A 26,131-nucleotide genomic window follows, 5' to 3' on the forward strand; every position below is an offset into this window, starting at 1 on the left:
TCAGCCCCCGGCCCAGGAATTTTGTAACGGTTTGTATCAATCGAGATCGATCTCCCACGGCTGGGGACGCACCCGCTCTTCCCGGGGCACGCCCAGCCACACGAAATGGTCGGCATCCAGGCGCGACTCGCCGCTCCATCGATAGGCCACCAGACGCCCGAACTTGACCGCGCTGTAGTCCAGGCAGGCGATATTGGGAGCCGGCAGCGCGGGAATGCCCTCGCACCAGTAATGCCCGATGAACAGCGGCGGCTCGTCGAGACCATAATGGCTCAGGCGAGCTCGCTCCTCCGCCGTCAAGGGACGCTGTTCGAGGTCCCCCGGCAGGTTGTCGGGCTGGAACACCACATCGCCCCAGGTCTCGGGCGCCCGTGCCCAGAAGTGGGCGCGAAAGCTGCGGCGGGTGAAGCCATCTCCGGAGTGGATGTCCACGCCCAGCGGCAGGGGGATCTGAGTGCCACGCGTCAGGCGATCGAGGATATGAAAGGCCCGGGTGCCAGGCGCCGTGGACTCGACCAGGAAGGCCTCGTCCATGCGGCCATCGGGACGCCGCCGATAGAGCTCGTCGACCAGCGGCTGGTCCCAGCAGGCGTGCACCACCCGCAGGCCGTCGAGTTCCAGGCACAGCGGGATCTCCAGAAACCAGGCCAGGGCATCCTCCCACTCCTGGGGATGGTCCTGATACTGCTCCAGGGTCTCGCGAATGATGCGGTTGTTGCGTGGGGTATGCTCGCGCAGCCAGTCGCGCCCCAGTCCGGAGGGAGCACGCTGGCAGTAGGTCAGGGCATTGTACTCGTGATTGCCCATCACGATATGCGCCTCGCCCTCCTCCACCATGCGCCGGGCGATCTGCACCGCCAGCCGGATACGCGGCCCCCTGTCGACCAGGTCGCCGAGGAAGATCACCTTGCGCCGCGGATGGCGGTAGACCCCGCCACGCTGGTGGTAGCCCAGCTTCTCCAGCAGCGCGGCCAGGGTGGCACCGCAGCCGTGCACATCGCCGATCAGGTCATAGCCTTCGAGCCTCGCCCGCTTGTTCACGTCAATCTCCCAGGCGGTGGCTCCAGCCCAGCTTGCTGCGCAGGACCTCGTAGAAATTGTGTCCCACCGGATGCACCAGGTGCACCGTCTGGGGCTTGCGGCGAATCACCAGGACGTCGTCGGGCTTGGCCACCGCCCGGGTCTGGCCGTCGCAGCTGATATGCGGATAGGTCTGGTTGGTCTCGCCGATATGGATGCGGATCTCGCTTCCGGCATCCACCACGATGGGGCGACTCGAGAGGGTGTGCGGAAACATCGGCACCAGGGTCAGCACATCCAGCCGCGGATGCATGATCGGCCCGCCGCCGGAGAGCGAATAGGCCGTGGAGCCGGTGGGGGTGGCGATGATCAGGCCGTCGCTGCGCTGGCTGTAGACGAACTGACCGTCGAGGAACAGCTCGAACTCGATCATGCGCACCGCCTTGCCGGGGTGCAGCACCACCTCGTTGAGGGCGTCGCCGCTGCCCATCAGGGTGTCGCCGCGGTAGAGCTCGGCATCGAGCAGGAAGCGCTCCTCTACCTCATAGCGCCCCTCGAGCACCTCGCCCACCCGCTCCTCCAGCTCGTCGGGGGAGATATCGGTCAAGAATCCCAGCCGGCCACGATTGACACCAAGCACCAGGGTGCCGCTGTGACACAAGGTGCGAGCCGCGCCCAGCAGGCTGCCATCGCCGCCGACCACGATCACCAGGTCACACAGTTCGCCGAGCATGCGACGACTGGCCTCGGGGTGGCCATGGTCGAGCAGCACCGTGGCGGTACGATCCTCGACGATCACATGCAGGCCACGCTCATCGAGGAAGCGCATCAGCCGCTTGAGGGTCTCGACCACCTTGGCACTGCCCAGGCGGCCGATCAGGCCGATGTTGCGGAAGGGTGGCGTCTCGCGCCCCTCGGGTGTTCTCTGTTGGGATGGCATTCGGGGGCCTCTCGCATCGCAGCGGCTCATTATGGCGAGCGACCCGGTCCCGAGCAAACCGGACCTCAGGCCGCTTCCACCGAGCGCCGACGCACCCACCACTCGTTGAGCAGCAGGGCCGCCAGGATGATGGCGCCACCGAGCCCCAGGCGGGCGAGGTCGGCATCGCGGTTCCAGATCACCAGGTTGACCACCAGCCCGGCCGGAATCAGCGCGTTGTTCATGATCGCCAGCGCGCCGGCATCCACCCGCACGGCACCGAGGTTCCACAGGAAGTAGCCCAGGCCCGAGGCCACCAGGCCCAGCCACAGCAACACCCCCCACTGCACGCCGGTGGTGGGCAGCGCGGCGGCGTTACCGAGGAGTGCGAAGGCAGGTACCGCCACCAACAGGGCCCCTAGATAGAACCAGGCGAACACGCTGTGGCGCGGTAACGCGTCGGGAAGCTCGGCCGACAGACGCCGGTAACCCACCTGCCCCAGGGCGAAACAGAGGTTGGCACCCTGTACCACCAGGAAGCCCAGCCAGAAGCCGCTGTCCACATCGGCGTAGCGGATCACCGCGGCACCCAGCACCGCCAGCGCCGCGGTGGCCAGGTAGAAGGGGGTGAAGCGGCCGAACAGCGCATCGTCGAGCAGGGTGATATAGATCGGCGTGAAGATGGTGAACAGCAGCACCTCCGGCACCGACAGCAGCAGGAATGACTGGTAGAAGAACAGGTACATCACGCCCAGCTGCACCGCCCCCAACCCCATCAGCAGCCAGCGCTGCCGTCCTTTCAACAGCCGTGGGCGCAGGAAGGGCAGGAAGACCAGTGCCGCCAGCCCGACACGCATCAGCACCGCAAAGTAGCTGTCCACCTGGCCGGCCAGGTAGACGCCGATCAGCGAGAAGGAGAACGCCCACAGGACGGTCACACCAACCAGGAAGCCCATCGGTAAACCTCAATTCAAAAGAAGGTTTACCAAGCTTACAGGGAGCGCCACCCCACTGCCAAGAGGCTCGCGCCTCAGGGGCTCGAGAGCCGTCGCCAGGCGTATACCACGCCGGGTATCCAGCCCAGCAGGGTCAATGCCACGGCAATCAGCACCCGGCGAGCCGTCTGTCCGGCCAGACCAAGGGCCAGGGGCGGCAGCAGGACCGCGAGCAGCTTGAGTGCCAGGCGCAGTTTTGGCGGCTCCTCGTGAACAGTGCCCGACACCGCGGGAGTGGAGCGCCTGTCACTCTCCCCTCTCGGCGTAACGATGCCGACAGCGGTATCAGCGCGGGCGGCCCTCTCGTGCTCCAGGGCCCGGCGATGGGCCTCACGGTCAATCTTCTGGGTGATCGACTCGGCGCCCTCGGCCAGATCGTCGTGGTAGCGCTCCCACTCTTCCCAGTCATGGGGCGTGCCGGCCCGGGGGCGATGATCGCCGGCCTCCCGGGCACGGGCCCAGGCCTTCTCCTCCAGGGTATTGGGGCGTTCACGATCGCGTTCGCCGTCGATCCCCTGTCTGGCGAGGTATTCGCGTGCATCCATGGGCGGGCTCCGGAGGATCAAGGAATGGTGAGAACTTGGAGGGGGTGATGGCGCGCCGGGTTCCACAGACGCCGCCGAGCGTTGAAGCCGCCCGCCGGAGCGAGGCGGACAAGCCGCCATGGTCGGCTATGCTAAGGGCAAACCAGCACAAGGAGACCCTTCATGCCCAACAAGGCCCCCACCATCGTGCGTGAGATCATGTCCCGCGACTGCTACCGGGTCACCGGCAAGACCTCGGTCTCGACGCTGGCCGAAGGCCTCTCGCTGCACCGGCTGCCCGGCGTCCCGGTGGTCGACGACCACGACCACCTGATCGGCTTCATCTCCGAGCAGGACGTGATGGGCAAGGTGCTGGAGAGTGCCTACCTCAACGACGAACCACCGCTGGTCAGCGACCTGATGCGCCACGAGGTGCTCTCGGTATCCCCCACCAAAAGCATCACCGACCTGGCCCAGGAGATGCTCGGCAACAAGCCCAAGGTCTACCCGGTCGTGGAGCAGAACCGGCTGGTGGGCATCGTGACCCGCCGCGACGTGCTCAACGCCATCCTGCGCATGCGCCACCGCTGAGCGGCGACGACCTCGCCCCCCCCCACTTGCTCGCCCCGTCAGTCGACGGGGCGAGCGCGTTGTCGCCAACCGCCCGGCCCTGACTCGTCTCCCGAAAAAAAGAAGGCCGCCTCGAAGGAGGCGGCCAAGATGCGATCGAAACTGCCAGTGGGGCAACAGTGTTAGCGACTGCTATTGCGACTGGCTGTACAGGATCAGACAGCGGCTGGAGAAAAAGTTCGCGACACAACCGAATTTTTCTTGCCTCGCCGGGAATAGCCCTTGGTAAAACAGCCGCTTGGCGCCGCCACGCCGCCATCCCGGAAAAACCACCGGCTCGGGCTTGCATGGCTAAGCGGTTGGTTTTACTATCGATTCGGTATCGCGGGTGTAGCTCAATGGTAGAGCAGAAGCTTCCCAAGCTTAAGACGAGGGTTCGATTCCCTTCACCCGCTCCAACTGAATGTCATCAAGCGTCATCCTGCGACACACATTCCTCGCAACACCCTGATCCCTCTCAAAAAGCTGTCTAGCAACGTCAATAGACGTCATCGTGTATGGTATTGCCTCGTGTATGGAATGGTGTATGTTTCGCCCATACACACCACTCGCCATACAAGAATGAAGCGTACCGACATCAAACGCCGCCCTCTCGCGGATACCGTCCTGGCCAGCCTGGAGCCCGAAGAAAAGGAATATCGGGAGTCCTTCGGCCGCGATCGTCTGTACTTCGTCGTCAGCCCGAGCGGACGCAAGCGCTGGGAGATGCGGTTCAAGAAGCCGGACAATGGCCGCTGGGGCTGGATGGGGCTGGGCTCCTACCCTGATGTGTCCGCCAAGCTGGCACGTAAGCGAGCCGACGAGGCATTCGCCTTGGTTCAGCAGGGCATCGACCCGGTGAAGCACCGCAAAGAGCAACAACAGCTTGAGCAGGAGGCCGAAGCCAACCTGTTCCGGGTTACGGCCGAAGAGTGGTACGAGCGCAAACAACAGCTGGGGCGAGCACCCAAGACGCTGTACGGTATTCGGTTGTGGCTCGACAACGATGCCCTGCCAACTTTGGGCAATCATCCGATTGATCAAATCACTCGCGCACATTGCCGTGACCTCCAAAAGAGGATTGAGGACCGTAAGGCCTACAACACGGCGAAGAAGAGTCGCGTCTGGCTCAACCAGATCTTCGGCTACGCCATCGCCCATGACCGGACTGAGAACAATCCGGCCAGCAATCTCCTGGATGTCGCGGCGGTGGCCCCCTCCGCCAGCTCCTACCCTTACTTGCTGGAATCTGAGCTCCCCGACTTCCTGCGTGCCTTGCGGGCCTCGTCCAGCCGCCAGGTCGTGCTCTCGGCGGCGTGGATGGTGGTCTACACTGCTTCGCGCCCTGGCATGGTGCGCTTCGCCGAGTGGGAAGAGATCGACTTCCGAAAGAAGTTGTGGGTGATCGGCGCCGACAAGATGAAGATGCGCCGGGACCATGTCGTCACGCTTCCGACCCAGGTCGTGCAACTGCTCAAGGAGCTTCGCGAACTCACTGGCGATAACCGGTACCTGTTTCCAGGTGACGGCAGCAAGCTGCCAGTGATCTCCGATGCCGCTATCAACACCTGCTTCAAGAAGATCGGCTACCAGGGCCGCATGACGGGGCACGGTTCCCGTCACACGGCCAAGACGCTGCTTTCCGAGCATGGCTGGCCGAGCGACTGGACCGAGATCCAGCTGGCTCACAAGCTGCCCGGCATGGAGGGCACCTACAACAAGGCCAACTATCTGAAATGGCGCGCCGGGATGATGCAGTGGTACTGCGACTATCTCGACGCGCTCGAGCTGGGTATGACCGACGAACAGCAGGAAGCCTTCGACGCCAAGGTCAAGCATCGCTAGTGCCTGCTGGACATCTGCTGGTTCTGCCATGCTTCGACCTCCTGCTTGACCCAGTAGAGGCGCGCCTGGCGGCCTTCGCTCATGGTGATCGGCTTGGGGAAGGTCGGATCTGTCTGCCGCAGCACATAGAGAGCCTGGCGGGTGCGACCGACCTTCTCGGCCACCTTGCTGGTCGGCAGAAACACGATACCCAGGTCTTCTTTCTCTGGAATCATCACTTCTCCCTCCATGTTCCTACGAGTCGATGCTTCAAGGCCTGCCAGCAAAGCGAACTGACCGGCCTTTTCCAAAAGCGCCTTCTATCTGCAAGCGCAGCCCGTCGCGCTCCTCGATGAGGTACTGCAGTCGCTCGGCGATGGCATCGACGCCCGACAGCGTGCTGGCAGGAATACCGGCGGCATCCAGCGCCATCCGCAAGCGGTGAAGGTCGACGGCGATCTCGAGGCGGGTGGTGCTTGCCCAGGATTCCGGCCAGTCGTTGTGGCGGCAGACGCCGCGCTGCCAGTCGCTGTCGAGCCGGTGCCAGGCCTCCACCGGATTGGCGTAGGCGGCAGGCAGAAGGTCGGGGCGCCGGGCGCACAGAGCCACGAAGCAGCGCTCTCCGGTGCTCAGCACACCGACCAAGTCAGCCTCTTCCGCCGGACCCACCCCACGGCGCAGAGTGGCAATGATGTGTTCGAGTCGAGCGTTCATCTCGAGCCTCCTGCCGGGGCGGTAGGCCGCCCCGGTGTCCTGTGGATGGTCAACGGATCGCCAGCCGGGTGCCGGTCGCCAGGTGGGCACCCGGTATGTCGTGATCCTTGAGCGCCGCCTTGAGCGCGGCACGGTCGACCTTGATGGTGGTGACCTCGCGCTTGAACTCGTCCGGCAGCCGGGCCTCGTCGTCGATCTCCACCGCCGGCGGGTTCTTGCGGATGGCCAGCTCGAACCAGGGTGACTCGATACGGCTGATGCCGGTGGCCAGCATGCTCTGCTTGAGGTACTCGCGCAGGCCCGCCGACCGGTTCTCGATGGCGCGGCGGCGCTGGGCCATGCGGGCCTCGGCCTCTTTGATCGCCTCGGCCGTGGTCTCGAGGTGGCGCAGGAAGGCGGCGACATTGACGGCCTTCTCCTGCAGCTGGCCCTCGAGGCCTTCCAGGGTATCGGCAATCGCCTCCGCTGGCAGGTCGAGCTCGGGGTCGGAGAGCGCCTCGAGGGCCTCAAGGTAGTCCTGGCGGATCTCGTAGAGAGTGGGGAGCGTCATTGTGATGACTCCTTGGCCCCGCCCGCCGGATGGCGGACGGGCGGGGCTCAGTCAAAAGGGATTTCGTCGTCGAAGTCCTGGTAGGCGCCAGGCTGCGGCGGCATTTGGGCCTGTGGCGCTGGGGCATGGCCATTCATCTGGCGACGGTGGCCCGCCTGCGGTGCCCTGCCCTGCCCGGCCTGCTGGTCGCGGGGAAACACGCTGACCCAGCCCTGCCACTCGGGCAGGCCCACGGGCACGGCATCGAGCTTGATGGAGGTGCCGCCGTCGTCGTGACGGAACACACTGCCAATCTTCAGCCAGCGGCCCTTGGTCTGGCCTTGCTGGTCCTGGTACTCGCCGGTCTTGATGGCGAGGTCATGGGTGAGATGTGCGCTCATCGTTGAAGCTCCTGGCGTGAGAGATAAGGAGTCCCGGCGCGAACCACGATCACGCATCCCAGCCGGCGTGCCAGCTGCAGCGCGGCCGGCACGGTGAGGCTTGCGGAGATGGCGATCATTGCGCCGCCCACTGGTCGAGACGTGCATCAAGGCGCTGATAGAGCGCTGGGGTGAGCTCCTGAAAGGAGCGCACGCGCCCATGGCTGGCCCGGGCCAGCCACGATTTGACCCGCTCAGGATCCAGGTTCAGCCGAGAAATCCGGGCCTCGAGGCGCTTGTGCTGGGCCTCGCTGATGCGGCCTTGCGGCGCTGTTGCTGCACGCGCCGGCGGTACTCGACCTTGCGGCGCACCTTGGCGCGGGTTTCGGGTCGCTTCTTCCAGGTTTTGCCCATGACTCATGTCCTCCAGATCCTGGGTGAACACCTCGGAGAGCCCCGCCATGCGCAGCGTGGCGTCGATATGCGCACTCTTGGCGGCCATCTTGAGGCTCTTGTTCAGGTCGCCGCCGTCCTGCTTCAGACTGCGCGCCCCGACGCCATCGGCGACGACGTTGCCGCCGGCATCGTGGATCTCGCAGCGCAGGATGACGTGCACCAGGCCCACGCCGTGCAGCGCGGCCTGCTCGTAGTCTCCCAGCGTCGGGTAGTGGATGGTGACGCCCAGCATGCCGCAGATCTTCTCGGCGCCCGGTTTCCACAGGCTCGGTTTGCTGGGCCCACGGCGGGTGGGGATGCGGCCGAAGTCGACGCCCTCCACCAGCGCCCCGCGCACCCACTCCATCAGCGCCCGGCGGTTCTGGCCGCGGCGGTCGAGGCCAGAGCGGAACACCTCGGCCGGCAGATCCAGGGGGGAGACGGCGGTGGTGGCCGGCAGCCGCTGGGCTGCCGACTCGTCGCGTTGTTGTTCAATGAGTTCCGACATGACGGAGCCCCTCGTTCCCGAGCGCGCTCCACTCACGGAGAATGCGCTTGGCCTCGCGCCGGTAGCATTTCGCATCCTTGCCGCTGAGCTGGCCAGGGCGGAAGACGCCCTCTTCGCGCCAATCCTGGCGCGCTTGCCATTCCGGAGAGATATACTTATTCTTCATTTCAGTGGTCCTCGCTTCGGATCATGCTTTACCTGCGCCCTGGTGCCCTCACACCGGGGCGCAATCACATCAGGCCGAGCCGTTCGGCCTTGTCTTCTCCCGCCAGCTGTTCCTCATCCCAGGCTGCTGCCCTCGCCCACTCCTCGAGCTGACGCTGATGCGCCAGACCCCAGGAATGGACGATCTCGACCAGCAGGCCGCGGGCTTCCAGATAGGCGGTGAAACTCTCGATGGCGCTCTCGTCGCCCTCGTCGAATGCCTCGACCTTGAGTGCCGCTGCAGTCATGCCGGCACGCCGGTAGTCGATGTCACTGTCGAAAAGATGCGGATTGGCCATGGTGTGCCCTCCTCAGTGGACGACCCGCGGACGAGCGCCGGTAGCCTGGCCATCGAGCCACTGCAGCAGCACGCGCAGGTGCTCATGGCTGGGCATGGCCGCCGACTGGCCGTTGACGATGCCGCGGGCCTGTTCGACCACCGCCTGCTCATAGGCTGCCAGTTCGCGGCGCAGGCAGGCGCGGTGCAGCGCCTCGTCTGTTGTGATGAACTTGTGTGACATGATCACACCCCCTTTTGTAATGAATACACCGGCTTTTCCCTTTAACGCGCACGAACCTGCCGAAAAAAATCGCGATGACATATTAAATGTCATATTGACATAGTAGACCAAGAGCGACATATTTCCAGGGGAATAAATGTCAAAACGACATGTTTTTTTGTAGGAAATTGCCGACAATTGGGCTGCGAGATAGCGCACCAAGGATTACTCAGAACAAGGAGGGAGCCGGGCACCACAGCCAGGCTTGTGACCAGATGCCGCCACCCGGACAGGGCATCCACCTGCCGGCCCCAAGCGGTTCGAGCACCTGGCCGAACACCACCACCGGCAGGCCGCGCCGCACGGCGAGACGGCAGGCCCGCCAGCTCCCAGTTCCTGGCTGGAAGGCCACCAGGCCCGCCGAGGCGGTGGCCACCACCCGAGCGGCACGCTCGGCCAGGCGAGCGCGCACGGGAACACTCGGGCCGCCGCCAGCCCACCAGATGACGCACCCACCGCTTGACGCAATGGCCCGCACGCTGGCAACCGCCGATACCTGGCATGCCCCTTCACCGCCTGGACCAAAAGCCGCCAGCACCTGGAGCGATGCCAACGGCACCCGCCCGGCTAGTGCCGACGCTATGGCGGCGCGATCCGCACCGGTGGCGCACCCCGTGACCAGGGAATGGCCACGCACCACAAGCATGCAGGCCACCTCGGCGACCTGCTCAACAACGGCGGACGGCACCTGCCGCCCGCCCACAATGGCTATGCAGCCAACCACGCCAGTGACCTACGCAGCTGCGCGAGCGACCAGCCAGGCGGCACGACCAGCTTGACCTCGGCCGTTGCCCCGGTGCGCTTGCCTGGCCGAGGCCAGGCCTGCCAGCCTTGACGGCGCAGCACCCACCAGGCGGCCACCGCCTGGGCCCGTGACGGCACCGGGATGCACACGCAGGCCGGTGCCGGGTTGCTGCCCCGGCGCGCCATGCGCTGCGCCCACACCCAGCCACCGGCGCAGCGCTGTTGCACTACACCGCCCCCATACGCGACACCACCACTGACGAACGACATGACCCACCTCAACCCTTCTTGTACTGTATAAAAGTATAGTACATAATGGATATTTTTCCAGTTAAAACAACATATTAGAAGAAATGGCGCCGCGCGAGAGTGAAGGACAAGCGGCAAATCGCGGGGGCCCCGCGCGGGGGTTGGCGCGGGGTTCCGATTTGCCGCTTGCCGTAACGAAGCGCCCACGCTGCCCCCACCGGGGGCCGGACCGCGGGGGTTGGCGGACCGGCCCCCGGATGCCCCGCCGGCGAGGCGCGGGGTTGACCTTCATCTTGGGGTTCACTCAGGCGGAGACCCCGCTGCCACGCCTGGCGGTAGGCAGCCGGGCAATGACAAGCGGGCGCTTGCGCCCGGCCTTCATGGGGTTTGGATTTGGGTTGGGGTTGGGGTTGGGTATGCGCAGGCGCGAGCGAGGAACGAGCTTGCGCCGGAGCATGGGGTTGGGTGAGGCGTGCGCGAAGCGCTGGCCGAACCAGAGTGTGCGGGCGTCAGCCGGCACGCGGGGTTAAAGGGGCGGGCGAGGCACGAGCCGGCCCCGTCGAGGCGGAGCGTGTGAGGAACGAACAGGCGGAGCCGTCAGCGCGCGGAGCGCAAGAGCGCCAGGGATGCGCAGGGTGGCGAAGCCAGCCCGAAGGGCCGAAGCCCGGAGCAGCCCGGCCCGCGGGCGAGGAACGAGCCGGCGGGGGCGCCCAGTCTCAGGAGGAGCCGTTGGTCCGGGGTGCACTCACCGAGCATCACGACTTCTTCATGTCCTTCACGGCGCGCAGCAACAGATCACTGATGATGTCGGATCTGGAATGCTTTGTTTTCCGTTCCAGCGTCAACAGAGCGTCCTCTGCCTCTACAGGCAGCTCAATCAGCATGGCTTTTGGTGGGTAGACCTCCCCATGCTCACGAGTGGCCGCCAGCCACCGACGTATCTCCAGCTGCCGCCTGGGGCCGACGCCATGGATCCGACCATCCTCGATATCACCGCTCTCCCACACTTTCACCAGATCGGCACGGCTGCGGATACCAGCGTAGCGGAGGATGGAAACCGTCGTGCCATCAAGGCCATCCCACCAGGGCTTTTCATGCTGCTGGCGTGCGATCTCCTCCCGGACCAGCAACCACCGCTCGACGGCCTGCGGGGTGCAGGAAAAGTGTTCCGCGATCTCTTCGATCGAGTGACCCTGCTCACACAGCTGCCAGGCCCGGCGGGCCTGATCTTGAATCAGCGCCATGATGTCAGCCTCCTTGCCAGTGACCTCTGTCAGCATAGCAACGCTCATCCGAGCTGCTGGACGGCAACGAGACCTGACCGGCAAAGGATGCAGCCAACAAGGCAGGTAATCCTTGGTACCATTGGCGGCAACACTCAATCGACGCCCGCAGGTGACGCAATGCCGCAAGCCCCCGAGATCTTCAAACGCAGCCTCGACGACATCAAGCTCGACGGTCTGCCGCCGCGAGATGACCCGGGCTTCGAGGATGCCGTCCTGCAGACAATCACGCTGCAGTAAGCCGCCAAGGGCTACACCGCGGCGATCGTCGTCCAGGATGGGCATGTGTTGGGGGTGGCGGTGCCGCAGGAGGGCGTCGAGCCCAAGCAGTACGTCCTGGGCCTGCTCGAGCATCGCTTCCTCGAAGATGCCCTGCCGGCGCTCGAGATCATGGCCGAGATGACCGACGACCCTGAGATCCTCTACAACTACGGCGTCTGCCTGTCGGAGATGGGGCGCGTCGAGGAGTCGGTGGCTCCGCTCAAGGCGTGCATCGAGGCCGAGCCCGACTACGCCCATGCCTATGCGGCGTTGGGTTTCTCCTACGTGAAGCTCGGTGAGCTTGCCAAGGCCGAGAGCACCCTGTGCGATGCGGCTGCCAAGCTACCTGACGACCTGTGGATCAACCGCAACCTGGCCGGTCTGCTGGCCAAGCGCGGCAAGCATGAAGATGCCAAGCCGTACTTCGAACGCGCCCTGGCCGCCAACCCCAAGGATGTCGGCACCCTGTACGGCCTGGCGCTGAACCTGGAGGAGCTGGGCCCACAGAACCACGAGCAGGTCATCGGCATCTACCAGCGCATCATCGAGCTGGAGCCGAACTCACCGATCGCCACCGAGGCCAAGAAGGCACTGAGCCGCCTGGCCCAGGGCTCCATGAAGGAGAAGGCCGATGGCGGCCTGCGCATGGACGCGGTGATGTACATGACCGGCGCCTTCGAGACCTTCGGGAACATGGAACAGCAGGAGCTGGCGAAGGTGGTCTTTGAGATCGCCAAGCTGGGCGAGAGTGGTCTCTCCATCAATGACCCGGACAAGCGCTACACGCTCAAGAGCCTGGACGGTGATTTCTCTGGCCTGCAGCTGCTGTCGATGATGCACGTCGGCCTGAAGCAGATCGATCCGTCGCTGGACACCCAGTCCGGCCTCGATGCCGAGTACGACGCCGCCAGGGCCATGGCGGGCAAGTAAGGCGCAGCCTCGCCGGCCGGGAGCTCACCACTCCCGGTCGCTTCCCAGGATCACGCAGTGGTGCCGCGCTCCCGCCAGCCGCGTGCCGCAGCAGGCGCAGGGGCCCGCGGAGAACACGTCGTCCTTGTCGCTATCACCTACCGCGATCTGCCCCTGCTCACGCTGGATCTCGGCGATTGCCTCGCGAATCTCCCGTTCACGGGCCTCGGCCTCATCCTCACCCAGCGAGTAGTCCAGCCCGGTGGCATCGTCGTTGGCGATGATCATCAGGCAGTCGGTGCAGACCATGAAGTCGTCGTCGATGATGGCCAAATTCATGCTTTGCTCCTCAATAAGCATGGATGGCGGCAAACTCACCGGACCGGATAGCAGGCATCGCCCCAGTGACGGTGGGCGTTGTCCAGCAGGATGGCGATGATGGCCGGCACCACCTCGCCCATGATGTTGTTGGCGTCGCGCAGCTGCTCGCGGTTCACCGAGCTGCCCCAGGTGGCCCCGCCGTGGATCAGCTGGTTGCGCAGTGTATAGAGCCGCTGGAAGACGATGCTCAGCACCGTGCCGGTGTCGTGATTGGCCAGGGCCGCATGTGCCGCTTGGCGGGCCGAGGCAAAGCGTACCTCCCAGTCCTCGCTGCCGGGAAGGCCGTTCTGGTGATCCCAGTAGGACTGGAAGACATAGCGATTGTCGAGCAGCACGCGGATCGCCCCGGGGTAGCGGCTCCACACCAGCTGGTAGAGATAGTCGTGATTATCCAGCTGGCTCAGGCGCTGCAGGAACTCCCCCAGCAGGCGGCTCTCGGGTACGCGCATCTCACCCAGGTCGTTGGCGTAGGCGGCGTTGAAGGCGATCCACAGGAAGATGAAGCGGCCGTCGTCGTCATCGCACAGCTCCGAACGCAGCAGCCAGCTCAATGCCCGGTGGATGCGCAGGCCAATACCCTCGGCGTGCTGGTGGCGCTCGGTCCGCTGGCGAGCCTTCAGATGCGTGTGGGTCATCCACATGACGGCCTCCTCCTTGAGATCGTGGGTGTCACGAGAGTATGGCGCATGATCCCGCCCCTTGCCGGAGCGGTTCAGTCGTCCACCGCCTCCACGCCCACGGTCTTGTTCGCGCCCACCTCGTAGCCACTGACTAGCACGTAACGGCTGCCGCGTCGGCGGTCGGCCCACTTGCCGCGGTAGAAGCGTTCGTCACGCAGCTGCCGCCAGTACGGCGACACCGAGCGTGGGGCGGTCATGGCCAGCTTCAGCTCGCGGTCCTCGCGGTCCTCGCGGTCGACGCCGATATGGGCGAAGGGCACAAACCAACTCCAAGCTCCAGGGCATACCTATGCGCTCTGCCGCGTTATGAGCCATTGGCCATCACTCATTTAATTTTGCGATCAAACTCTGGTTCTATCCAACCATCGAAATCCCTAATAAGCGCTTTTATCCGAACAAGCATCGGATTCGTCTCGCCTTTCCGGTATCCCATAAGGACTGGCACTTCGAGACCGGACTCGGAGATCTCGCGAAAGACGACATCATCCCGTGCGATTCTACGGGCGGCAGCCGGAATCAAGGAGACTCCGGCATTTGCTCCGACCAGTCCGAGAGCGGTCTGTAGGTCTCTTACTTCAAAGGCGATGACCGGTCTCAGGCCTTGGTCGTGGAAGTACCGCATCACCAGATCGGTATAGCTCGGCCGCGGCAAACGTTGGCCGAGGATCAGGGGCTGCGCAGCAATGTCGCGGAGGCTTATTTCGTCGCGTGAAGTCAGGAAGTGCTGTCTGGGAAGGGCTAGAAGTAGGCGGTCCTTGTGGATCACTTCCATTGAAATAGTGTCGTCGTCGAAGTGCAGCCGACCGAAAGCAACGTCGATACGTCCCGAACAAAGCGCGGCAACCTGCTCTGGCGTCGTCATCTCGTGGAGTTCGAGTTCCACATCGGGCTCGGCGAGACGCAACCTACGTAGCAGTTCCGGCAGCTGGTCGTAGAGTGTAGATGCGACGAAGCCAACACTGATGCGCGCCTGCTTCTCGCGCCCGAGAAGCCGTGTCCGGCTGCGCACGTCTTCGAACCGCTGCAGCATGTCTGCTACGTGCTCGAAAAAAAACTTACCCGCTGGTGTCAGTGTAAGCGGCCTCCCCCGATCAAGCAGCCGAACGCCCAACTCGTCCTCAAGTTGCTGAACCTGACGGCTGAGTGGTGGCTGGGAGATATTGAGCTTCTCCGCCGCACGGCTGAAGCTGCGCTCTTCCGCGACGGCAGTGAAGTAGAGAAGTTGCCTCAGTTCCATGAATTATACCTCTCCGGTATGAAAGTACAGCTATAAGGTTGCGGCTAACAGATTGATATTCAGATATAACATGAAGCGTCACCGAGCGCTGCTAAAGACAGCGCATCACAGATAAGTACAAGCTAAAAAGACTTTTCTGCAATTAGGCAGCCGGCATGGCGAGCTTGCAGGGGAGCGTGACTAGAGAGAAGCCAATGCGAAACAAGATCACATCCGCAGCCGAAGCCATTTCGATCATCCGTAACGGCGATTCCATCTGCACGTCCGGCTTCGTTGGGGTTGGAACGCCCGACCATCTGCTGAAGGCGCTGGAGAAGCGCTTTGAGGAAAGCTCGGCCCCGCGCGACCTGACGCTAGTCTACGCGGCCGGCCAAGGCGACGGAGGAGACCGAGGCCTCAACATCATCGCTTACGAGGGGCTGCTCAAGCGGGTCATCGGCGGCCACTGGGGCCTCATGCCCAAGATGGTCAAGCTGGCGGTAGACGAGAAGATCGAGGCCTACAACTTGCCGATCGGCGCCATTGCCCATCTCTACCGGGATACCGCGGCCGGAAAGCCCGGGATGCTCAGCCACGTCGGCATCGGCACTTTCGTCGATCCGAGGCTCGAAGGCGGTAAGCTGAACAAGCGCACGACCGAGGATCTGGTACGGGTGATGGAGGTCGATGGCCGGGACTGGCTCTATTACAAGTCGATCCCCCTCAATGTCGCGCTTATCCGAGCGACGTCTGCCGACCCCGAAGGAAACATCTCGACTGAACGGGAATGCCTCGACCTCGACGCCCTGTCGCAGGCGATGGCGGTCAAGAATTCGGGCGGTATCGTCATCGTCCAAGTCGAGAGGATCGTGAAGTCGAAGTCGATCAAGCCGCGCGACGTGTTAATCCCCGGTGCGCTCGTCGACTGCGTCGTCGTCGCAGAGCCAGAAAACCATCACCAAACTTACGGTACCGTCTACGATGCCGCCTTCAGCGGCGAGGTAAGTGTACCGATCGGCTCCTACAAGCCGACGCCGCTCGACGTCCGCAAGATCATCGCCCGGCGCTGCGCGATGGAGCTTCGCCCAGGAGCCATTGTCAACCTAGGCATCGGTATGCCCGAGGGCATCGCCGGTATTGCGGCCGAGGAAAGGGTGGACGAACTCATCACGCTGACCACCGAGGCCGGGGTGATCGGAGGTATCCCGCTCTCGGGGATGGATTTCGGAGCGGCGCTCAACGTCGATGCCATCATCGCTCAGAATCAGCAGTTCGACTTCTACGACGGCGGTGGCCTGGATCTCGCGTTCCTCGGCATGGCCGAAACGGACGCCAAGGGCAACGTCAACGTCAGCCGCTTCGGCGATAAGATCGCCGGCACTGGCGGCTTCATCAACATCACCCAGAACGCGCGTCGTGTGGTCTATTCGGGCACCTTCTCGACCGGCAAGCTCGGTTTCGAGACTGGCGACGGGACGTTGCGCCTGACGAATGACGATGGCACCTGCAAGTTCCGCGACAGCGTCAGCCAGGTGACCTTCAGTGGCGAGGTCGCTCAGAAGACAGGACAACCCGTCATCTACGTCACCGAGCGTTGCGTCCTGGAGCTGACGGACGAGGGCCTCGAGCTCATTGAGGTCGCACCCGGCATCGATGTCGAGCGTGACATCCTCGCCAAGATGCCGTTTCGCCCGATCGTGAGAGACGTTCAGGAAATGGACGCTCGCATCTTCCGCGACAAGCCGATGAGCCTGCGTGAGCTGCTTCTGGAGCTGCCGCTCCCAGACCGGATCGTTCACGATCCGGCGCGCAATATTCTGTTTCTCAACTTTGAGGGGCTGAAAATTGCAAACGAATCAGACCTGGACGAGTTGCGTGCCGCCGTTGAGACGAAATGCGACAGGATCGGGCATCGCGTCGACGTCATAGTGAGCTATGACTCATTCGAGCTCGCGCCGGAGCTAGAAGCCGACTTCGCCCGCACCACTGCCGAGCTCGAGCGTACTCACTATGCACGCGTATCCCGCTACACCACCAGTGCCTTCATGCGTCTCAAGTTAGGGCAAGTACTCACCCGCGAGGTGCAGCCACACCTCTTCGAGACGCGGCGAGAGGCGCAGGCCTTTCACGAAGCTGTTTCCGAGTAGGTTCAGCGGAAAAACTCCCGAATAACAACCTTCATTACAGCGCATGATAGGAGAATAACATGTTGAAAAGAGCACTCATCACGGCGGGCGCCGGTGGCATCGGCGCCGCTATCGCTCTCAAGGCTAAGGCCGACGGCTACGATGTCACCATCTCAGACATCGACATCGAGACGGGCGAGAAGCTCGCCGCCGAGAACGGCTTGACCTTCATTGCCTGCGACCTAGGCGACGAAGCGCAGGTCGTCGAAATGATCGAGAAGGTTGGCCGCGTGGACCTGCTTGTCAACAACGCCGGCATTTCAGGTCCAACCACCCCCATCGCCGAGCTCGCCACCAGCGACTGGAACAAGGTCTTTGCGATTAATGTGACCGCCACCTTCATCGTCTGCCGCGAGATGGTGCGCCTTATGAAGTCCACTGGCGGCAGCATCGTCAATATCTCTTCGGTCGCAGCCAAGATCGGCTATCCCAACCGTGCCGCTTACGCCGCGTCGAAGCGCGCGGTACTAGGTCTCACCGCTTCGCTTGCCCGCGAGGTCGGCCACGACGGCATCCGCGTCAACGCCGTCCTGCCAGGTACCGTTCGCGGCGCGCGGATCGACGATGTCATCGCCAAGTTTGCCGAAGCGAACGACATGAGCATCGAGGACGCGCAGGCCACCTATCTCAAGCGCCACGCCGACGGCCGGTTTGTCGAGCCCGAGGAGATCGCTTCGCTGGTCGTCTACCTAGGCTCCGACGCGGCCCGCTCCATCACGTCCGAATTCATCAGCATCGACGGCGGGTTCGAGTGAATCGCCGCACCACAATTACAACCAAATGGAGAACTCCATGAGCACGAAGAAAGTCATCGTCACCATCGCACCCACCGGCGGTATGGCGACCCAGGCACAGAACCCGAATCTGCCGATCACACCCGAGGAAATTGCCCGCGACACCTACGATTGCTACAACGCAGGAGCAAGTGTCGTCGCTATTCATGCCCGCCGCGCCTCGGATGGTCTCGCCACCTGCGATCCCAACGTCTATCGCGACATCAACGAACGTGTGCGGGCTAAATGCGACATCGTGATTAATAACTCGACCGGCGGTGGCGTACACGGTGACATGATCGGCGAGGCCTCGGACGGCCAATGGGAGATCCTCTGGGAAGAGCGGCTGAAGGGCATGGAGGCAGGTGCCGAGATGTGCACGCTCGACGCCACCACCATCATCGCGAGCTTCGAGGGCAAGGAGCTGATGATGAATACCTCTCCCTCGCGCAGCCGACGGCTGGCCGAGATGATGCGTGAGCGGGGCATCAAGCCCGAATGGGAGGTATTCAGCCCGACGCACATCGTGCAGGACCTCGCCACTCTGCTGAAGGAAGGATTCGACGAGACGCCGACTTATGTCAACCTCGTCATGGGCGTTCACAAGGGCTTCCAGAACGCGATGCCGTACTCGCCAAGGAACCTTCAGTTCATGGTCGACTGTCTACCCGAGGACTGCATCTTCGGCGCCAGTGGTATCGGCCCCGCGCAGACGCCCACTGCGGTCAACTCGCTGCTGCTCGGCGGCCATGTCCGCACCGGGCTCGAGGATAACCTCTACTACCGCCAGGGCGAACTCGCCACCAACCAGATGCTGATCGAGCGGGTGGTCCGTCTCGTCCGGGAGATGGGCTACGAACCCGCGACCCCCGCCGAGGCGCGCCAGATACTCGGGTTGCCGCTTAAGAACGTAGCGGTTCAGCCGGACTTCGCACTGGCGTAACTTCCCGGTCCCGGATCCGGCCGGGACCGTGCTTCTAAAATTACAACGTCACGCCCCGATCCAGTCTCGGGGCGCAGGGTGCATTCATGCTCCCGTAATCCTCGTAAGGATGGATACTGTCATGGGAAACGAGCTACTGAGCCTGGGCGGCATTGTGCTGGCCCTCGGTCTGCTGATCTACCTCGCCCTTCGGGGCTACAGCCTTCTGCTGATGACGCCGGTCCTGGCCGCCCTGGTGGCAATCTCCGGCTCGATCGACATAGTAGAGGCCCTTCGCGACAACTACATGCCCGCCTTCGCCAACTTCGTCGCACGGTTCTTTCTGATCTTTCTCTTCGGCTCTATCTTTGGCCAGCTGATGGCGGACAGCGGCGCGGCAACGAGCGTGGGCCGCGGAATCCTCCGTGTCACCGGTGAGAGGAGCCGACTCGCGGTCATCGTTGCCATCGTCACCATGACAGCCCTGCTAACCTATGGTGGGGTCAGCCTTTTCGTGGTGATTTTCGCCGTCATTCCGATCGCACGGCCGATATTCAAGCGCATCGACATGGCCTGGCCGCTCTTCACCGGAGCCTTTGTTCTCGGCATGGGCACGTTCACGATGACCATGCTGCCCGGCTCGCCACAAATACAGAACCTGATACCGATTCCCTATCTCGATACTGACCCGATGGCTGGCGCAATTCCAGGTCTCGTTGCGACCCTCTTCGTTATCCCCTTCGGCCTCTGGTGGCTGGTCCGCGAGGACAAGCGTTACCAGGCGCGCGGCCTCGGCTATGAGGCGACCAAAGGCAGCCTAATCTCACAGGAGGACACCCGCACCGAGTTCCCTGGCTTTGTCATGAGCGTCGTACCACTCGCCATTCTGCTCATCCTGCTCAACGTATTTAAGTTCAGCGTCGAACTCTCTCTCGCCTCGGCAATCGTGGCAGCCGGTGCACTGTTCTACAAGTATCTTGAGCAGCCCCTCAAGACTTTCAATCAAGGCGCGATGAACGTGGCCTCGCCGATCCTCAACACGAGTGCGGTGGTTGGTTTTGGCGGTGTCGTGACGGCAGTGGCGGGCTTCACCCTGATGAAGGTCGCCCTGCTCGACATACCCGGGCACCCCCTCATCTCGTTCGCAGTCGCCGTAAACGTCCTCGTCGGAATCACGGGCTCAGCATCGGGCGGTCTCGGCATCGCGTTGGATGCACTCGCGACGCAGTATCTGCCTCTCGTCAACGCCGAAGCACTTCACAGGATTGCGACGATCAGCTCAGGCGGCCTCGATGCTCTTCCACACAGCGGTGCAGTAGTAACGATGCTGATGGTAATGGGCTTGAGCCATCGCGAGGGATACAGGCCTATCTTCTTCTTGGCCGTCGTTGCTCCGATCATCGCTCTCGCCTTCGCGATCGCCGCAGCGATCATTCTCTACTGACCTCATTGAGGAGACTACCAATGCCAACAAAACCAATCCGATCAGTCGCAGTCGTTGGAACCGGCGTCATCGGCGCAAGCTGGGCCGCCCTCTTTCTCGCCCGAGGCCTCGATGTGCGCGCGACCGACCCTTCCCCCGGCGCCGAAGACCGCTTGCGCGCCACCATAGCCCAGCACTGGCCCGCCCTCGAACGGCTCGGCCTCTCACCCGGCGCGCGCCAGGATCGGCTGACGTTCGATGCCGACCTCGAAGCTGCGGTCGAAGGCGCGTATTTCGTGCAGGAGAACGGACCCGAGCGGATCGACATCAAGATCGACATCTTTCGACGTCTCGACGCCGTCCTGCCGCCGGAGACGATCCTCGCTTCCAGCTCGTCGGGTTTGCCGATGAGCGAGATTCAGTCGTCCTGTCGTCATCCCGAACGGGTCGTGCTCGGGCATCCTTTCAACCCGGCCCACCTGATCCCGCTGGTCGAGGTGGTCGGCGGCGCCTCGACCTCCGACGCCGCAGTTGCCGACGCAGTGGCCTTCTACGCCGCCATCGGCAAACGCCCGATCCGTCTGCGCAAGGAAATCAAGGGCCATGTGGCGGACCGACTACAAGCGGCGCTCTGGCGCGAAGCCTTTCACCTGGTCGACCAAGGTGCGGCGACGGTAGCCGACATTGACGCCGCGATCGCGCATGGACCGGGGCTCCGCTGGGCGCTATTGGGCCCGTTCCTGAATCTCCATCTCTCCGGAGGCGAGGGCGGCATTGCTCATGTGCTCGAACATTTAGGCCCCGCCATCGAGAGCTGGTGGGACGACCTCGGCACGCCGCGAATGACACCTGAACTCGTCGCCAAGGTCGTGCAAGGGACCGAAGAGACACTAGGAAAGTCGGGCGCCGCAGAACTCGGCTCCGCGCGGGACAAGGCCGTGCTCGAGTTCCTTGAGATTAAAAAGAACGCCGGGCTCCCAGAGTGAAAGTCCGGTTCCGGGCCAGCACATCGCTGGCCTTTTCAACAGAAGGGAAATCAAAGATGCCTGTCGGAGACGAAACACCCATACCTTTTATCGCCGAAAAGCAAATTCGGTTCCACCACTGCGATCCCGCCGGGATCGTCTTCTTTCCTCAGTACTTCGTGCTCTTCAACGAAGTGATCGAAGACTGGTACACCTTCGGACTCGATACCAGCTTCGTAGAGCAAATAACAAAGGACCGTGTCAGCACCCCTCTGGCGAAGGTATCCTGCGAGTTCCTAGCGCCGAGTCGAATCGGAGAAATCATTCGCATGACGCTGTCCGTAAAGTCTGTCGGCCGAACCTCGGTCACGCTTCAGATCGAAGGCAGTTGCGATGAAGAAGCCAGGGTCCGTGCGGAGCTTGTGGCAGTCAACGCCTCCCTTGAAACCCTGCGCCCTCTCCCCTTCTCAGACCAAGTCCGCGACCGGATACAGCGATTCATAGTCTGACGATAACAGGCGCGACAAGGGTTCTCAGAATTTTGCTCATTTCTCTAAATATTCCACCCCTACTGTCTTCCCTGACGCCACCTCGTAGCCACTGACCAGCACGTAGCGGCTGCCGCGTCGGCGGTCGGCCCACTTGCCGCGGTAGAAGCGTTCGTCACGCAGCTGCCGCCAGTAGGGCGATACCGAGCGTGGGGCGGTCATGGCCAGCTTGAGCTCGCGATCCTCGCGGTCGTAGCCGATATGCGCGAAAGGCACGCCCTTCTTCCCCTCGGGGTGTTTGTTCTTCATCCAGGTCGGCACGCCGCTCGACTGCGCCTCCGGGTAGGCAGAAAGGTACATGCCCAAGGAGAGCACGTAACGCACCACCTCGCGCAGGATCATGCCCTCCTCGTCCGCCAGCGGCGCGGCGCGACCGCCGGCATGCTCGATCGCCTCGCGGTTGATGAAGTCGCTGATCTGCTGCGGCGAGAAGGCGCCGCGAAGCATGGTCGGGTTGACGCTCGGCTGGGTGTCCAGCGGGTTGTGGATCGCCACCATCAGCCACGGCTCGCCGATGCCGAGCATGTCGACGCCGTTGGGATTGCCATGGGCGCCAAGGAAGATCTCGTAGCGGCCGGGCAGCGTGGTGGAGTCCACCCAGGTGACGAGGGCACCGTCCACCGGATGGCCATGGAAGGTCTGGCTCGTCGGGAACGAGAGGGTGCAGAACTCCCAGGGCCATGACCAGGCATCGCCCTGCACCTGGCTGAGCTTCACCGTCTGCAGCCACTGAGACAGAGTCGGCTCCGGCACCACCACCCTGCCCTCGCGGGCATGGTGCCACTCGAGCATCAGCACCTCGCCATTGATGGAGAGCGCGAGTTCCTGATCCTGCAGCATGCTGGCGAAGACCTCGGCCTCGACCTTGGGCTTCTTGGGCAAGCCCATCATCTTCATCACCGAGCGCACATAGCGGCGGGTGAAGCTGGGGTAGTGGCGATAGGTGGACTGGCTCATGAGTGGCTCGGCGTGGCAGAAGCGATGTCGTCAGGGTACATCAGCGATGGCGGCGGTGGGCACCGCCGCAGCCGCCGGCGTCAGCCGGGGGCGGGCCACAGACAAGAGGCTGATGCATGCGTCGGGGACTGGAGGGTGGCGCGAAGCGCGACCCTGTGCACGACAGCAGCGCCGTGGCCGCGGGCGTGAGCGGTTGGCCGGGGGTTGGGCGAACCGCCACGACCGAGGCCGCAAGCGGGCGACGGGCCCCAACTCTCGATGGGCAACCCACCAGCGACGTGCCGGCAGTCCAGGCGCCAGGCGGGGGTTGGCGTGGCGCTGGCACTGCCGGCGCGAGCGGCGAAGATGACTGTCAGGCAGCGACGTGGCCGCGAGGCGTCCTGCTGGCCGGGGGTTGGGCGAGCAGGCGCCGGAGCGGCCGCGAGCGGTCTACGGGGCGGAGTCTCTACATGCACGGCACCAGCGACGTGCCGCCCGGGGCGAACCGGGCCGGGGGGTTGGGCGCGGTGAGCCCCAAGGGCGGCGCGAGCGGCTCTGAAGGGGCCTAGGTCCAGTAGAACAAAAAGGCCAGCGACATGCCGGACAGGCCGAGTCAGGTGGGGCTTGGCGTAGAAGGCCAAGCGGCCGAGTTCTTTACCAAACGGGGGGCAATCACACGGGATTAGACATCTATTGGCTAGCGCCATTCGCTCAGCCAAAATATCCACTGCCAAGGCCAAGTTATGCTGATCCAGCAGCATGGCTCTGGAGAGACGGACAAAGTCAGCAACGGCAATGGCAATTGTTCACAGCGGGTCGTTCATTACTGTGTTGCAGTTTTCATAAGCCCTCAACTTCCTCGACTGCGGGTCAAAGTCTTCCGGTACAGCTAGCAGTGACAGGCTTGGTTATTGCGCCGACCCGCACACTTGTCTATCATCAAGAGCCATTTCCCTTGGGAAGAAAACGACATCCTCTACACACGCCAGTAGACGCTTGAATGAGTGGTGAATGTGCAAGACAAACAACCCCCCGAGAAGTCTGCTTCCGCTTCACAAAAAGCAGGAAAGGCTGGAAAACCCCTTCCCAGCCAGACTCTTATGCGTGGCTTGGACATCATCGAAGCCGTCTCCGAAGGAGTCAATGACATTGCCGAGCTTGCCGCCACAACCGGCATGACCTACAGCACAGCGCATCGCATTCTTTCGGCTCTCCAAGCACGCCACTACATCACCCGCGACCCTGTACGTGGCTACCGCCTTGGTCGAAAATTGCTGGAGCTCGGCTCCCTTGCCTATTCGCAGATTGATCTGGTTCGCCTGGCTCACCCCATCCTAGAGAAGCTGGCAAAAGACACCTCTGATACCGTTCACTTTGGCTATGCCGAAAAGGATCACGTGATTTATCTTGATAAGCTCTCAAGCCGGCGCGCCGTTGAAATCAGTTCGCGCGTTGGCGGTATAAAGCCGCTTATCTCGACAGGCATCGGCAAAGCGCTAATGCTAGACGCCGACGAAGACACATGGCGCCTTTTGTACGAGCGCAATGCCCACCTGCTGCGTGAACCTGGCACGCTACAACAGTGGCTTCTCACCATGCGGGACTATGCCAGCAAAGGTTGCGCCTACGACCTAGGCGAAGATGAGCAGTCTATTCGCTGCGTTGCCGCGCCGATTCGCGACAGCAGCGGCCATATCATTGCCGCCATCAGTGTCTCCAGCACGCTTGAGCATATGAGCACGGCACGCATGGAGCAACTGGAGACGGCCGTGCTAGATAGCGCCAGGCAGATCAGCGCTGAACTCGGCGCCACCATCTCCTAACGCCGCCAGCACCTCTACTCAATCAACGATTTTTCCGGGATTTAATATACCCTTCGGGTCAAGAGCACACTTCATCCGTTTGATCAGATCAACTTCGGCCTGACTTCGGCTATGACCCAAGTAGGGTTTCTTGTGGGTGCCGATGCCATGTTCTGCGGAAACGGAACCGCCCAGTTCGCGAGTGACGCCATAGAAAGCCTCTTCCATTTCACGCTGGGTCTGCTGACGATCGTCTGGCAGCGGCCCAACAACAACATGCAGGTTACCATCGCCCACGTGACCAAAGTACATGGCATGAATATCGGGGAACATCTCGTCCATAATCTGGCGCAGGCGCTCAACGCACACTCCAATTTGAGAAATGGGGAAGGAAATGTCGAAATTGAGGGTCGGCGCGTAGGAATCGAGCATCTCAGCGACCGAATCGCGTAGCGCCCAGAAGTCGTCCGCATCGGACTGAGATTGCGCCACGGCAGCATCCAGCACCCATCCCTGCTCCAGCGCATGCTCAAGCACAGCATCGAAGCGATCCGCGTTGCCTGCAGGCTCGGCTGACTGCATATCCATCAGCACGTACAGGGGGTAATCATCATCCAGCGGCGCACGAATGCCGCCCGCCGTGGTAGCCGAACGGTAGTAATCGTTCCACATCACTTCATAGGCGCTCACCAGTCCCGATAACCTTTGCTGAGCATAGCGCAGCAGTAATACAACCGAATTAAAATCCGGCAGTGCAATCAGTGCAGTGTTGGCGCCTGTGACCCCCGCATGCAAGCGCAGCACGGCGCGTGTAATAACCCCCATGGTGCCTTCAGTACCGATGAAAAAGCCCTTAAGGTCTGGCCCAGCATTATTCTTCACCATCTTGTTCATCATGGGCAAAACGGTGCCATCCGCCAGAACCACTTCAAGCCCCAACACTAGGTCGCGCGCCATGCCATAGCGAATCACCCGATTGCCGCCTGCATTCGTCGCGATGTTGCCCCCCACCTGGCAAGAGCCCCGCGCACCCAGGTCCAGTGCCAGCAAAAACCCCGCCTCCTGAGCAGCTTCCTGTGCGACCTGCAATGGTGTGCCAGCCAACACGGTGATGGTGGCCGACGCGTGATCGACTTCTTCGACACCACTCATCCTCTCAAGCGAGATCACCACCGCACCGGCTGAAGGCACGGCACCGCCCGCAAGTCCCGTCAGCCCTCCCTGCGGCACCACCGGCCATTGGTGGGTATGACAGACCGCCAGCGCCTTGGCAACGTCTTCCGTGGCGCGGGGCCGCAAGAACGCCAGCGGCATCTCACCGCGCTTGCCGCTCCAATCCCGAAGATACTTGTCGCTGATCGCTGCGCCCACCAGCACCTCGCTCTCCCCCAGTGCGGATTGCAGTGCGGCCAGCACGGCCACGGCGGCCGCATTTGGGGTGTCCAGATCGGAGGACGGAAAATCGGTCATGGCAAAGGGTCCTTACGTCGTCGTTATATAGCTCTTGGTGATGCCTTGATCTCAGGCTCAATTGGCATAGCAATTCTCATATTATGAGATCGGCATTCAATCCTTGCAAAAACGGTATCACGAAACTAGACTCCGAAACAGGTTACAGCGCTGCCCCCACTT

The 26,131-nt window shown here is 62.8% G+C and carries 30 protein-coding genes and 1 tRNA gene; 11 read left to right on the forward strand and 20 right to left on the reverse strand.

Going from position 1 to position 26,131, the window contains the following annotated elements:
* Positions 1-36: 36 nt before the first annotated feature.
* From LWH48_RS06295 to LWH48_RS06310, 4 genes are all read right to left on the reverse strand, one after another.
* Positions 37-1,041, reverse strand: a complete 1,005-nt coding sequence (locus LWH48_RS06295; RefSeq protein ID WP_232911898.1) for a metallophosphoesterase — start codon at positions 1,039-1,041, stop codon at positions 37-39.
* 1 nt (position 1,042) lies between these two features.
* The gene (locus LWH48_RS06300) at positions 1,043-1,960 is read right to left on the reverse strand and encodes an NAD(+) kinase (RefSeq protein WP_161432487.1); all 918 of its coding nucleotides are present in this window, start codon (positions 1,958-1,960) and stop codon (positions 1,043-1,045) included.
* Positions 1,961-2,025: 65 nt separating this feature from the next.
* Positions 2,026-2,895 carry a carboxylate/amino acid/amine transporter gene (locus tag LWH48_RS06305; RefSeq protein ID WP_232911899.1) on the reverse strand — a complete coding sequence of 290 codons (870 nt, stop codon included), beginning with the start codon at positions 2,893-2,895 and terminating at the stop codon, positions 2,026-2,028.
* Between the two features lie 74 nt (positions 2,896-2,969).
* Positions 2,970-3,479, reverse strand: a complete 510-nt coding sequence (locus LWH48_RS06310; protein WP_232911900.1) for a YqaE/Pmp3 family membrane protein — start codon at positions 3,477-3,479, stop codon at positions 2,970-2,972.
* A gap of 162 nt (positions 3,480-3,641) precedes the next feature.
* Between LWH48_RS06310 and LWH48_RS06315 the strand changes: the two genes are divergently transcribed.
* The 3 genes from LWH48_RS06315 (at position 3,642) to LWH48_RS06325 (ending at position 5,912) form a co-directional block, all read left to right on the forward strand.
* The gene (locus LWH48_RS06315) at positions 3,642-4,049 is read left to right on the forward strand and encodes a CBS domain-containing protein (RefSeq protein WP_023005815.1); all 408 of its coding nucleotides are present in this window, start codon (positions 3,642-3,644) and stop codon (positions 4,047-4,049) included.
* A 363-nt stretch (positions 4,050-4,412) separates the two neighbouring features.
* A tRNA-Gly gene (locus LWH48_RS06320) sits at positions 4,413-4,486 on the forward strand.
* A gap of 163 nt (positions 4,487-4,649) precedes the next feature.
* On the forward strand, positions 4,650-5,912 hold the full coding sequence (locus tag LWH48_RS06325; protein WP_232911901.1) for a tyrosine-type recombinase/integrase: 1,263 nt from the start codon (positions 4,650-4,652) through the stop codon (positions 5,910-5,912).
* Here LWH48_RS06325 and LWH48_RS06330 read toward each other — a convergent pair.
* The 10 genes from LWH48_RS06330 to LWH48_RS06375 all read right to left on the reverse strand — a co-directional run bounded on the left by LWH48_RS06330 (position 5,909) and on the right by LWH48_RS06375 (position 11,851).
* Positions 5,909-6,127, reverse strand: coding sequence for a helix-turn-helix transcriptional regulator (locus LWH48_RS06330; RefSeq protein ID WP_232911902.1), 219 nt, complete (start codon positions 6,125-6,127; stop codon positions 5,909-5,911). The genes LWH48_RS06325 and LWH48_RS06330 overlap by 4 nt on opposite strands.
* Positions 6,128-6,161: 34 nt before the next feature.
* Positions 6,162-6,605 carry a hypothetical protein gene (locus tag LWH48_RS06335; protein ID WP_232911903.1) on the reverse strand — a complete coding sequence of 148 codons (444 nt, stop codon included), beginning with the start codon at positions 6,603-6,605 and terminating at the stop codon, positions 6,162-6,164.
* Between the two features lie 49 nt (positions 6,606-6,654).
* Complete coding sequence (locus tag LWH48_RS06340) at positions 6,655-7,155, reverse strand: siphovirus Gp157 family protein (protein WP_232911904.1); 501 nt, start codon at positions 7,153-7,155, stop codon at positions 6,655-6,657.
* 47 nt (positions 7,156-7,202) lie between these two features.
* Positions 7,203-7,535 carry a hypothetical protein gene (locus tag LWH48_RS06345; RefSeq protein WP_232911905.1) on the reverse strand — a complete coding sequence of 111 codons (333 nt, stop codon included), beginning with the start codon at positions 7,533-7,535 and terminating at the stop codon, positions 7,203-7,205.
* Positions 7,536-7,650: 115 nt separating this feature from the next.
* Positions 7,651-8,457: a hypothetical protein gene (locus tag LWH48_RS06350; RefSeq protein ID WP_232911906.1), complete on the reverse strand. Its 807-nt coding sequence runs from the start codon at positions 8,455-8,457 to the stop codon at positions 7,651-7,653.
* Between the two features lie 230 nt (positions 8,458-8,687).
* The gene (locus tag LWH48_RS06355; protein ID WP_232911907.1) at positions 8,688-8,960 is read right to left on the reverse strand and encodes a hypothetical protein; all 273 of its coding nucleotides are present in this window, start codon (positions 8,958-8,960) and stop codon (positions 8,688-8,690) included.
* A gap of 12 nt (positions 8,961-8,972) precedes the next feature.
* Positions 8,973-9,182 carry a hypothetical protein gene (locus tag LWH48_RS06360; RefSeq protein WP_232911908.1) on the reverse strand — a complete coding sequence of 70 codons (210 nt, stop codon included), beginning with the start codon at positions 9,180-9,182 and terminating at the stop codon, positions 8,973-8,975.
* Between the two features lie 208 nt (positions 9,183-9,390).
* Positions 9,391-9,945 (reverse strand): DNA-processing protein DprA, encoded by a 555-nt coding sequence (locus LWH48_RS06365; protein WP_332875617.1) that lies wholly within the window; start codon positions 9,943-9,945, stop codon positions 9,391-9,393.
* Positions 9,930-10,193: a hypothetical protein gene (locus LWH48_RS06370; protein WP_232911910.1), complete on the reverse strand. Its 264-nt coding sequence runs from the start codon at positions 10,191-10,193 to the stop codon at positions 9,930-9,932. The genes LWH48_RS06365 and LWH48_RS06370 overlap by 16 nt, the downstream gene beginning before the upstream one ends.
* 776 nt (positions 10,194-10,969) lie before the next feature.
* Positions 10,970-11,851 carry a hypothetical protein gene (locus LWH48_RS06375; protein WP_232911911.1) on the reverse strand — a complete coding sequence of 294 codons (882 nt, stop codon included), beginning with the start codon at positions 11,849-11,851 and terminating at the stop codon, positions 10,970-10,972.
* Between LWH48_RS06375 and LWH48_RS06380 the strand changes: the two genes are divergently transcribed.
* Positions 11,792-12,688 (forward strand): tetratricopeptide repeat protein, encoded by an 897-nt coding sequence (locus tag LWH48_RS06380; RefSeq protein WP_232911912.1) that lies wholly within the window; start codon positions 11,792-11,794, stop codon positions 12,686-12,688. The genes LWH48_RS06375 and LWH48_RS06380 overlap by 60 nt on opposite strands.
* Positions 12,689-12,712: 24 nt before the next feature.
* Here LWH48_RS06380 and LWH48_RS06385 read toward each other — a convergent pair whose 3' ends face one another.
* From LWH48_RS06385 to LWH48_RS06400, 4 genes are all read right to left on the reverse strand, one after another.
* Positions 12,713-13,006 carry a hypothetical protein gene (locus LWH48_RS06385; RefSeq protein WP_232911913.1) on the reverse strand — a complete coding sequence of 98 codons (294 nt, stop codon included), beginning with the start codon at positions 13,004-13,006 and terminating at the stop codon, positions 12,713-12,715.
* 35 nt (positions 13,007-13,041) lie between these two features.
* Positions 13,042-13,689 (reverse strand): HEPN domain-containing protein, encoded by a 648-nt coding sequence (locus LWH48_RS06390; protein WP_232911914.1) that lies wholly within the window; start codon positions 13,687-13,689, stop codon positions 13,042-13,044.
* Between the two features lie 71 nt (positions 13,690-13,760).
* Positions 13,761-13,988, reverse strand: a complete 228-nt coding sequence (locus LWH48_RS06395) for a hypothetical protein (protein WP_232911915.1) — start codon at positions 13,986-13,988, stop codon at positions 13,761-13,763.
* A gap of 65 nt (positions 13,989-14,053) precedes the next feature.
* Positions 14,054-14,965, reverse strand: coding sequence for a LysR family transcriptional regulator (locus LWH48_RS06400; protein WP_232911916.1), 912 nt, complete (start codon positions 14,963-14,965; stop codon positions 14,054-14,056).
* A 194-nt stretch (positions 14,966-15,159) separates the two neighbouring features.
* Here LWH48_RS06400 and LWH48_RS06405 point away from each other — a divergent pair, with 194 nt between their 5' ends.
* From LWH48_RS06405 to LWH48_RS06430, 6 genes are all read left to right on the forward strand, one after another.
* Positions 15,160-17,091 carry an acyl CoA:acetate/3-ketoacid CoA transferase gene (locus LWH48_RS06405; protein WP_232911917.1) on the forward strand — a complete coding sequence of 644 codons (1,932 nt, stop codon included), beginning with the start codon at positions 15,160-15,162 and terminating at the stop codon, positions 17,089-17,091.
* Positions 17,092-17,150: 59 nt separating this feature from the next.
* The gene (locus LWH48_RS06410; protein ID WP_232911918.1) at positions 17,151-17,885 is read left to right on the forward strand and encodes an SDR family NAD(P)-dependent oxidoreductase; all 735 of its coding nucleotides are present in this window, start codon (positions 17,151-17,153) and stop codon (positions 17,883-17,885) included.
* Between the two features lie 37 nt (positions 17,886-17,922).
* Positions 17,923-18,846 carry a 3-keto-5-aminohexanoate cleavage protein gene (locus tag LWH48_RS06415; RefSeq protein WP_232911919.1) on the forward strand — a complete coding sequence of 308 codons (924 nt, stop codon included), beginning with the start codon at positions 17,923-17,925 and terminating at the stop codon, positions 18,844-18,846.
* A gap of 121 nt (positions 18,847-18,967) precedes the next feature.
* Entirely contained in the window at positions 18,968-20,269 is a 1,302-nt protein-coding gene (locus LWH48_RS06420; protein ID WP_232911920.1) for a GntP family permease, read from the forward strand.
* Positions 20,270-20,289: 20 nt separating this feature from the next.
* Positions 20,290-21,234 carry a 3-hydroxyacyl-CoA dehydrogenase NAD-binding domain-containing protein gene (locus LWH48_RS06425; protein ID WP_232911921.1) on the forward strand — a complete coding sequence of 315 codons (945 nt, stop codon included), beginning with the start codon at positions 20,290-20,292 and terminating at the stop codon, positions 21,232-21,234.
* Between the two features lie 56 nt (positions 21,235-21,290).
* Positions 21,291-21,722, forward strand: a complete 432-nt coding sequence (locus LWH48_RS06430) for an acyl-CoA thioesterase (protein WP_232911922.1) — start codon at positions 21,291-21,293, stop codon at positions 21,720-21,722.
* Between the two features lie 36 nt (positions 21,723-21,758).
* Here the strand turns inward: LWH48_RS06430 and LWH48_RS06435 are convergent, their stop codons facing one another.
* Positions 21,759-22,718, reverse strand: a complete 960-nt coding sequence (locus LWH48_RS06435) for a hypothetical protein (RefSeq protein WP_232911923.1) — start codon at positions 22,716-22,718, stop codon at positions 21,759-21,761.
* Between the two features lie 986 nt (positions 22,719-23,704).
* Between LWH48_RS06435 and LWH48_RS06440 the strand changes: the two genes are divergently transcribed.
* On the forward strand, positions 23,705-24,520 hold the full coding sequence (locus LWH48_RS06440; RefSeq protein ID WP_232911924.1) for an IclR family transcriptional regulator: 816 nt from the start codon (positions 23,705-23,707) through the stop codon (positions 24,518-24,520).
* An 18-nt stretch (positions 24,521-24,538) separates the two neighbouring features.
* Here the strand turns inward: LWH48_RS06440 and LWH48_RS06445 are convergent, their stop codons facing one another.
* Positions 24,539-25,969 (reverse strand): FAD-binding oxidoreductase, encoded by a 1,431-nt coding sequence (locus LWH48_RS06445; protein ID WP_133484221.1) that lies wholly within the window; start codon positions 25,967-25,969, stop codon positions 24,539-24,541.
* Between the last annotated feature and the right edge of the window lie 162 nt (positions 25,970-26,131).

This window comes from Halomonas sp. G15 (assembly GCF_021282295.1).
Taxonomy (GTDB): Bacteria; Pseudomonadota; Gammaproteobacteria; order Pseudomonadales; family Halomonadaceae; genus Halomonas; species Halomonas alimentaria.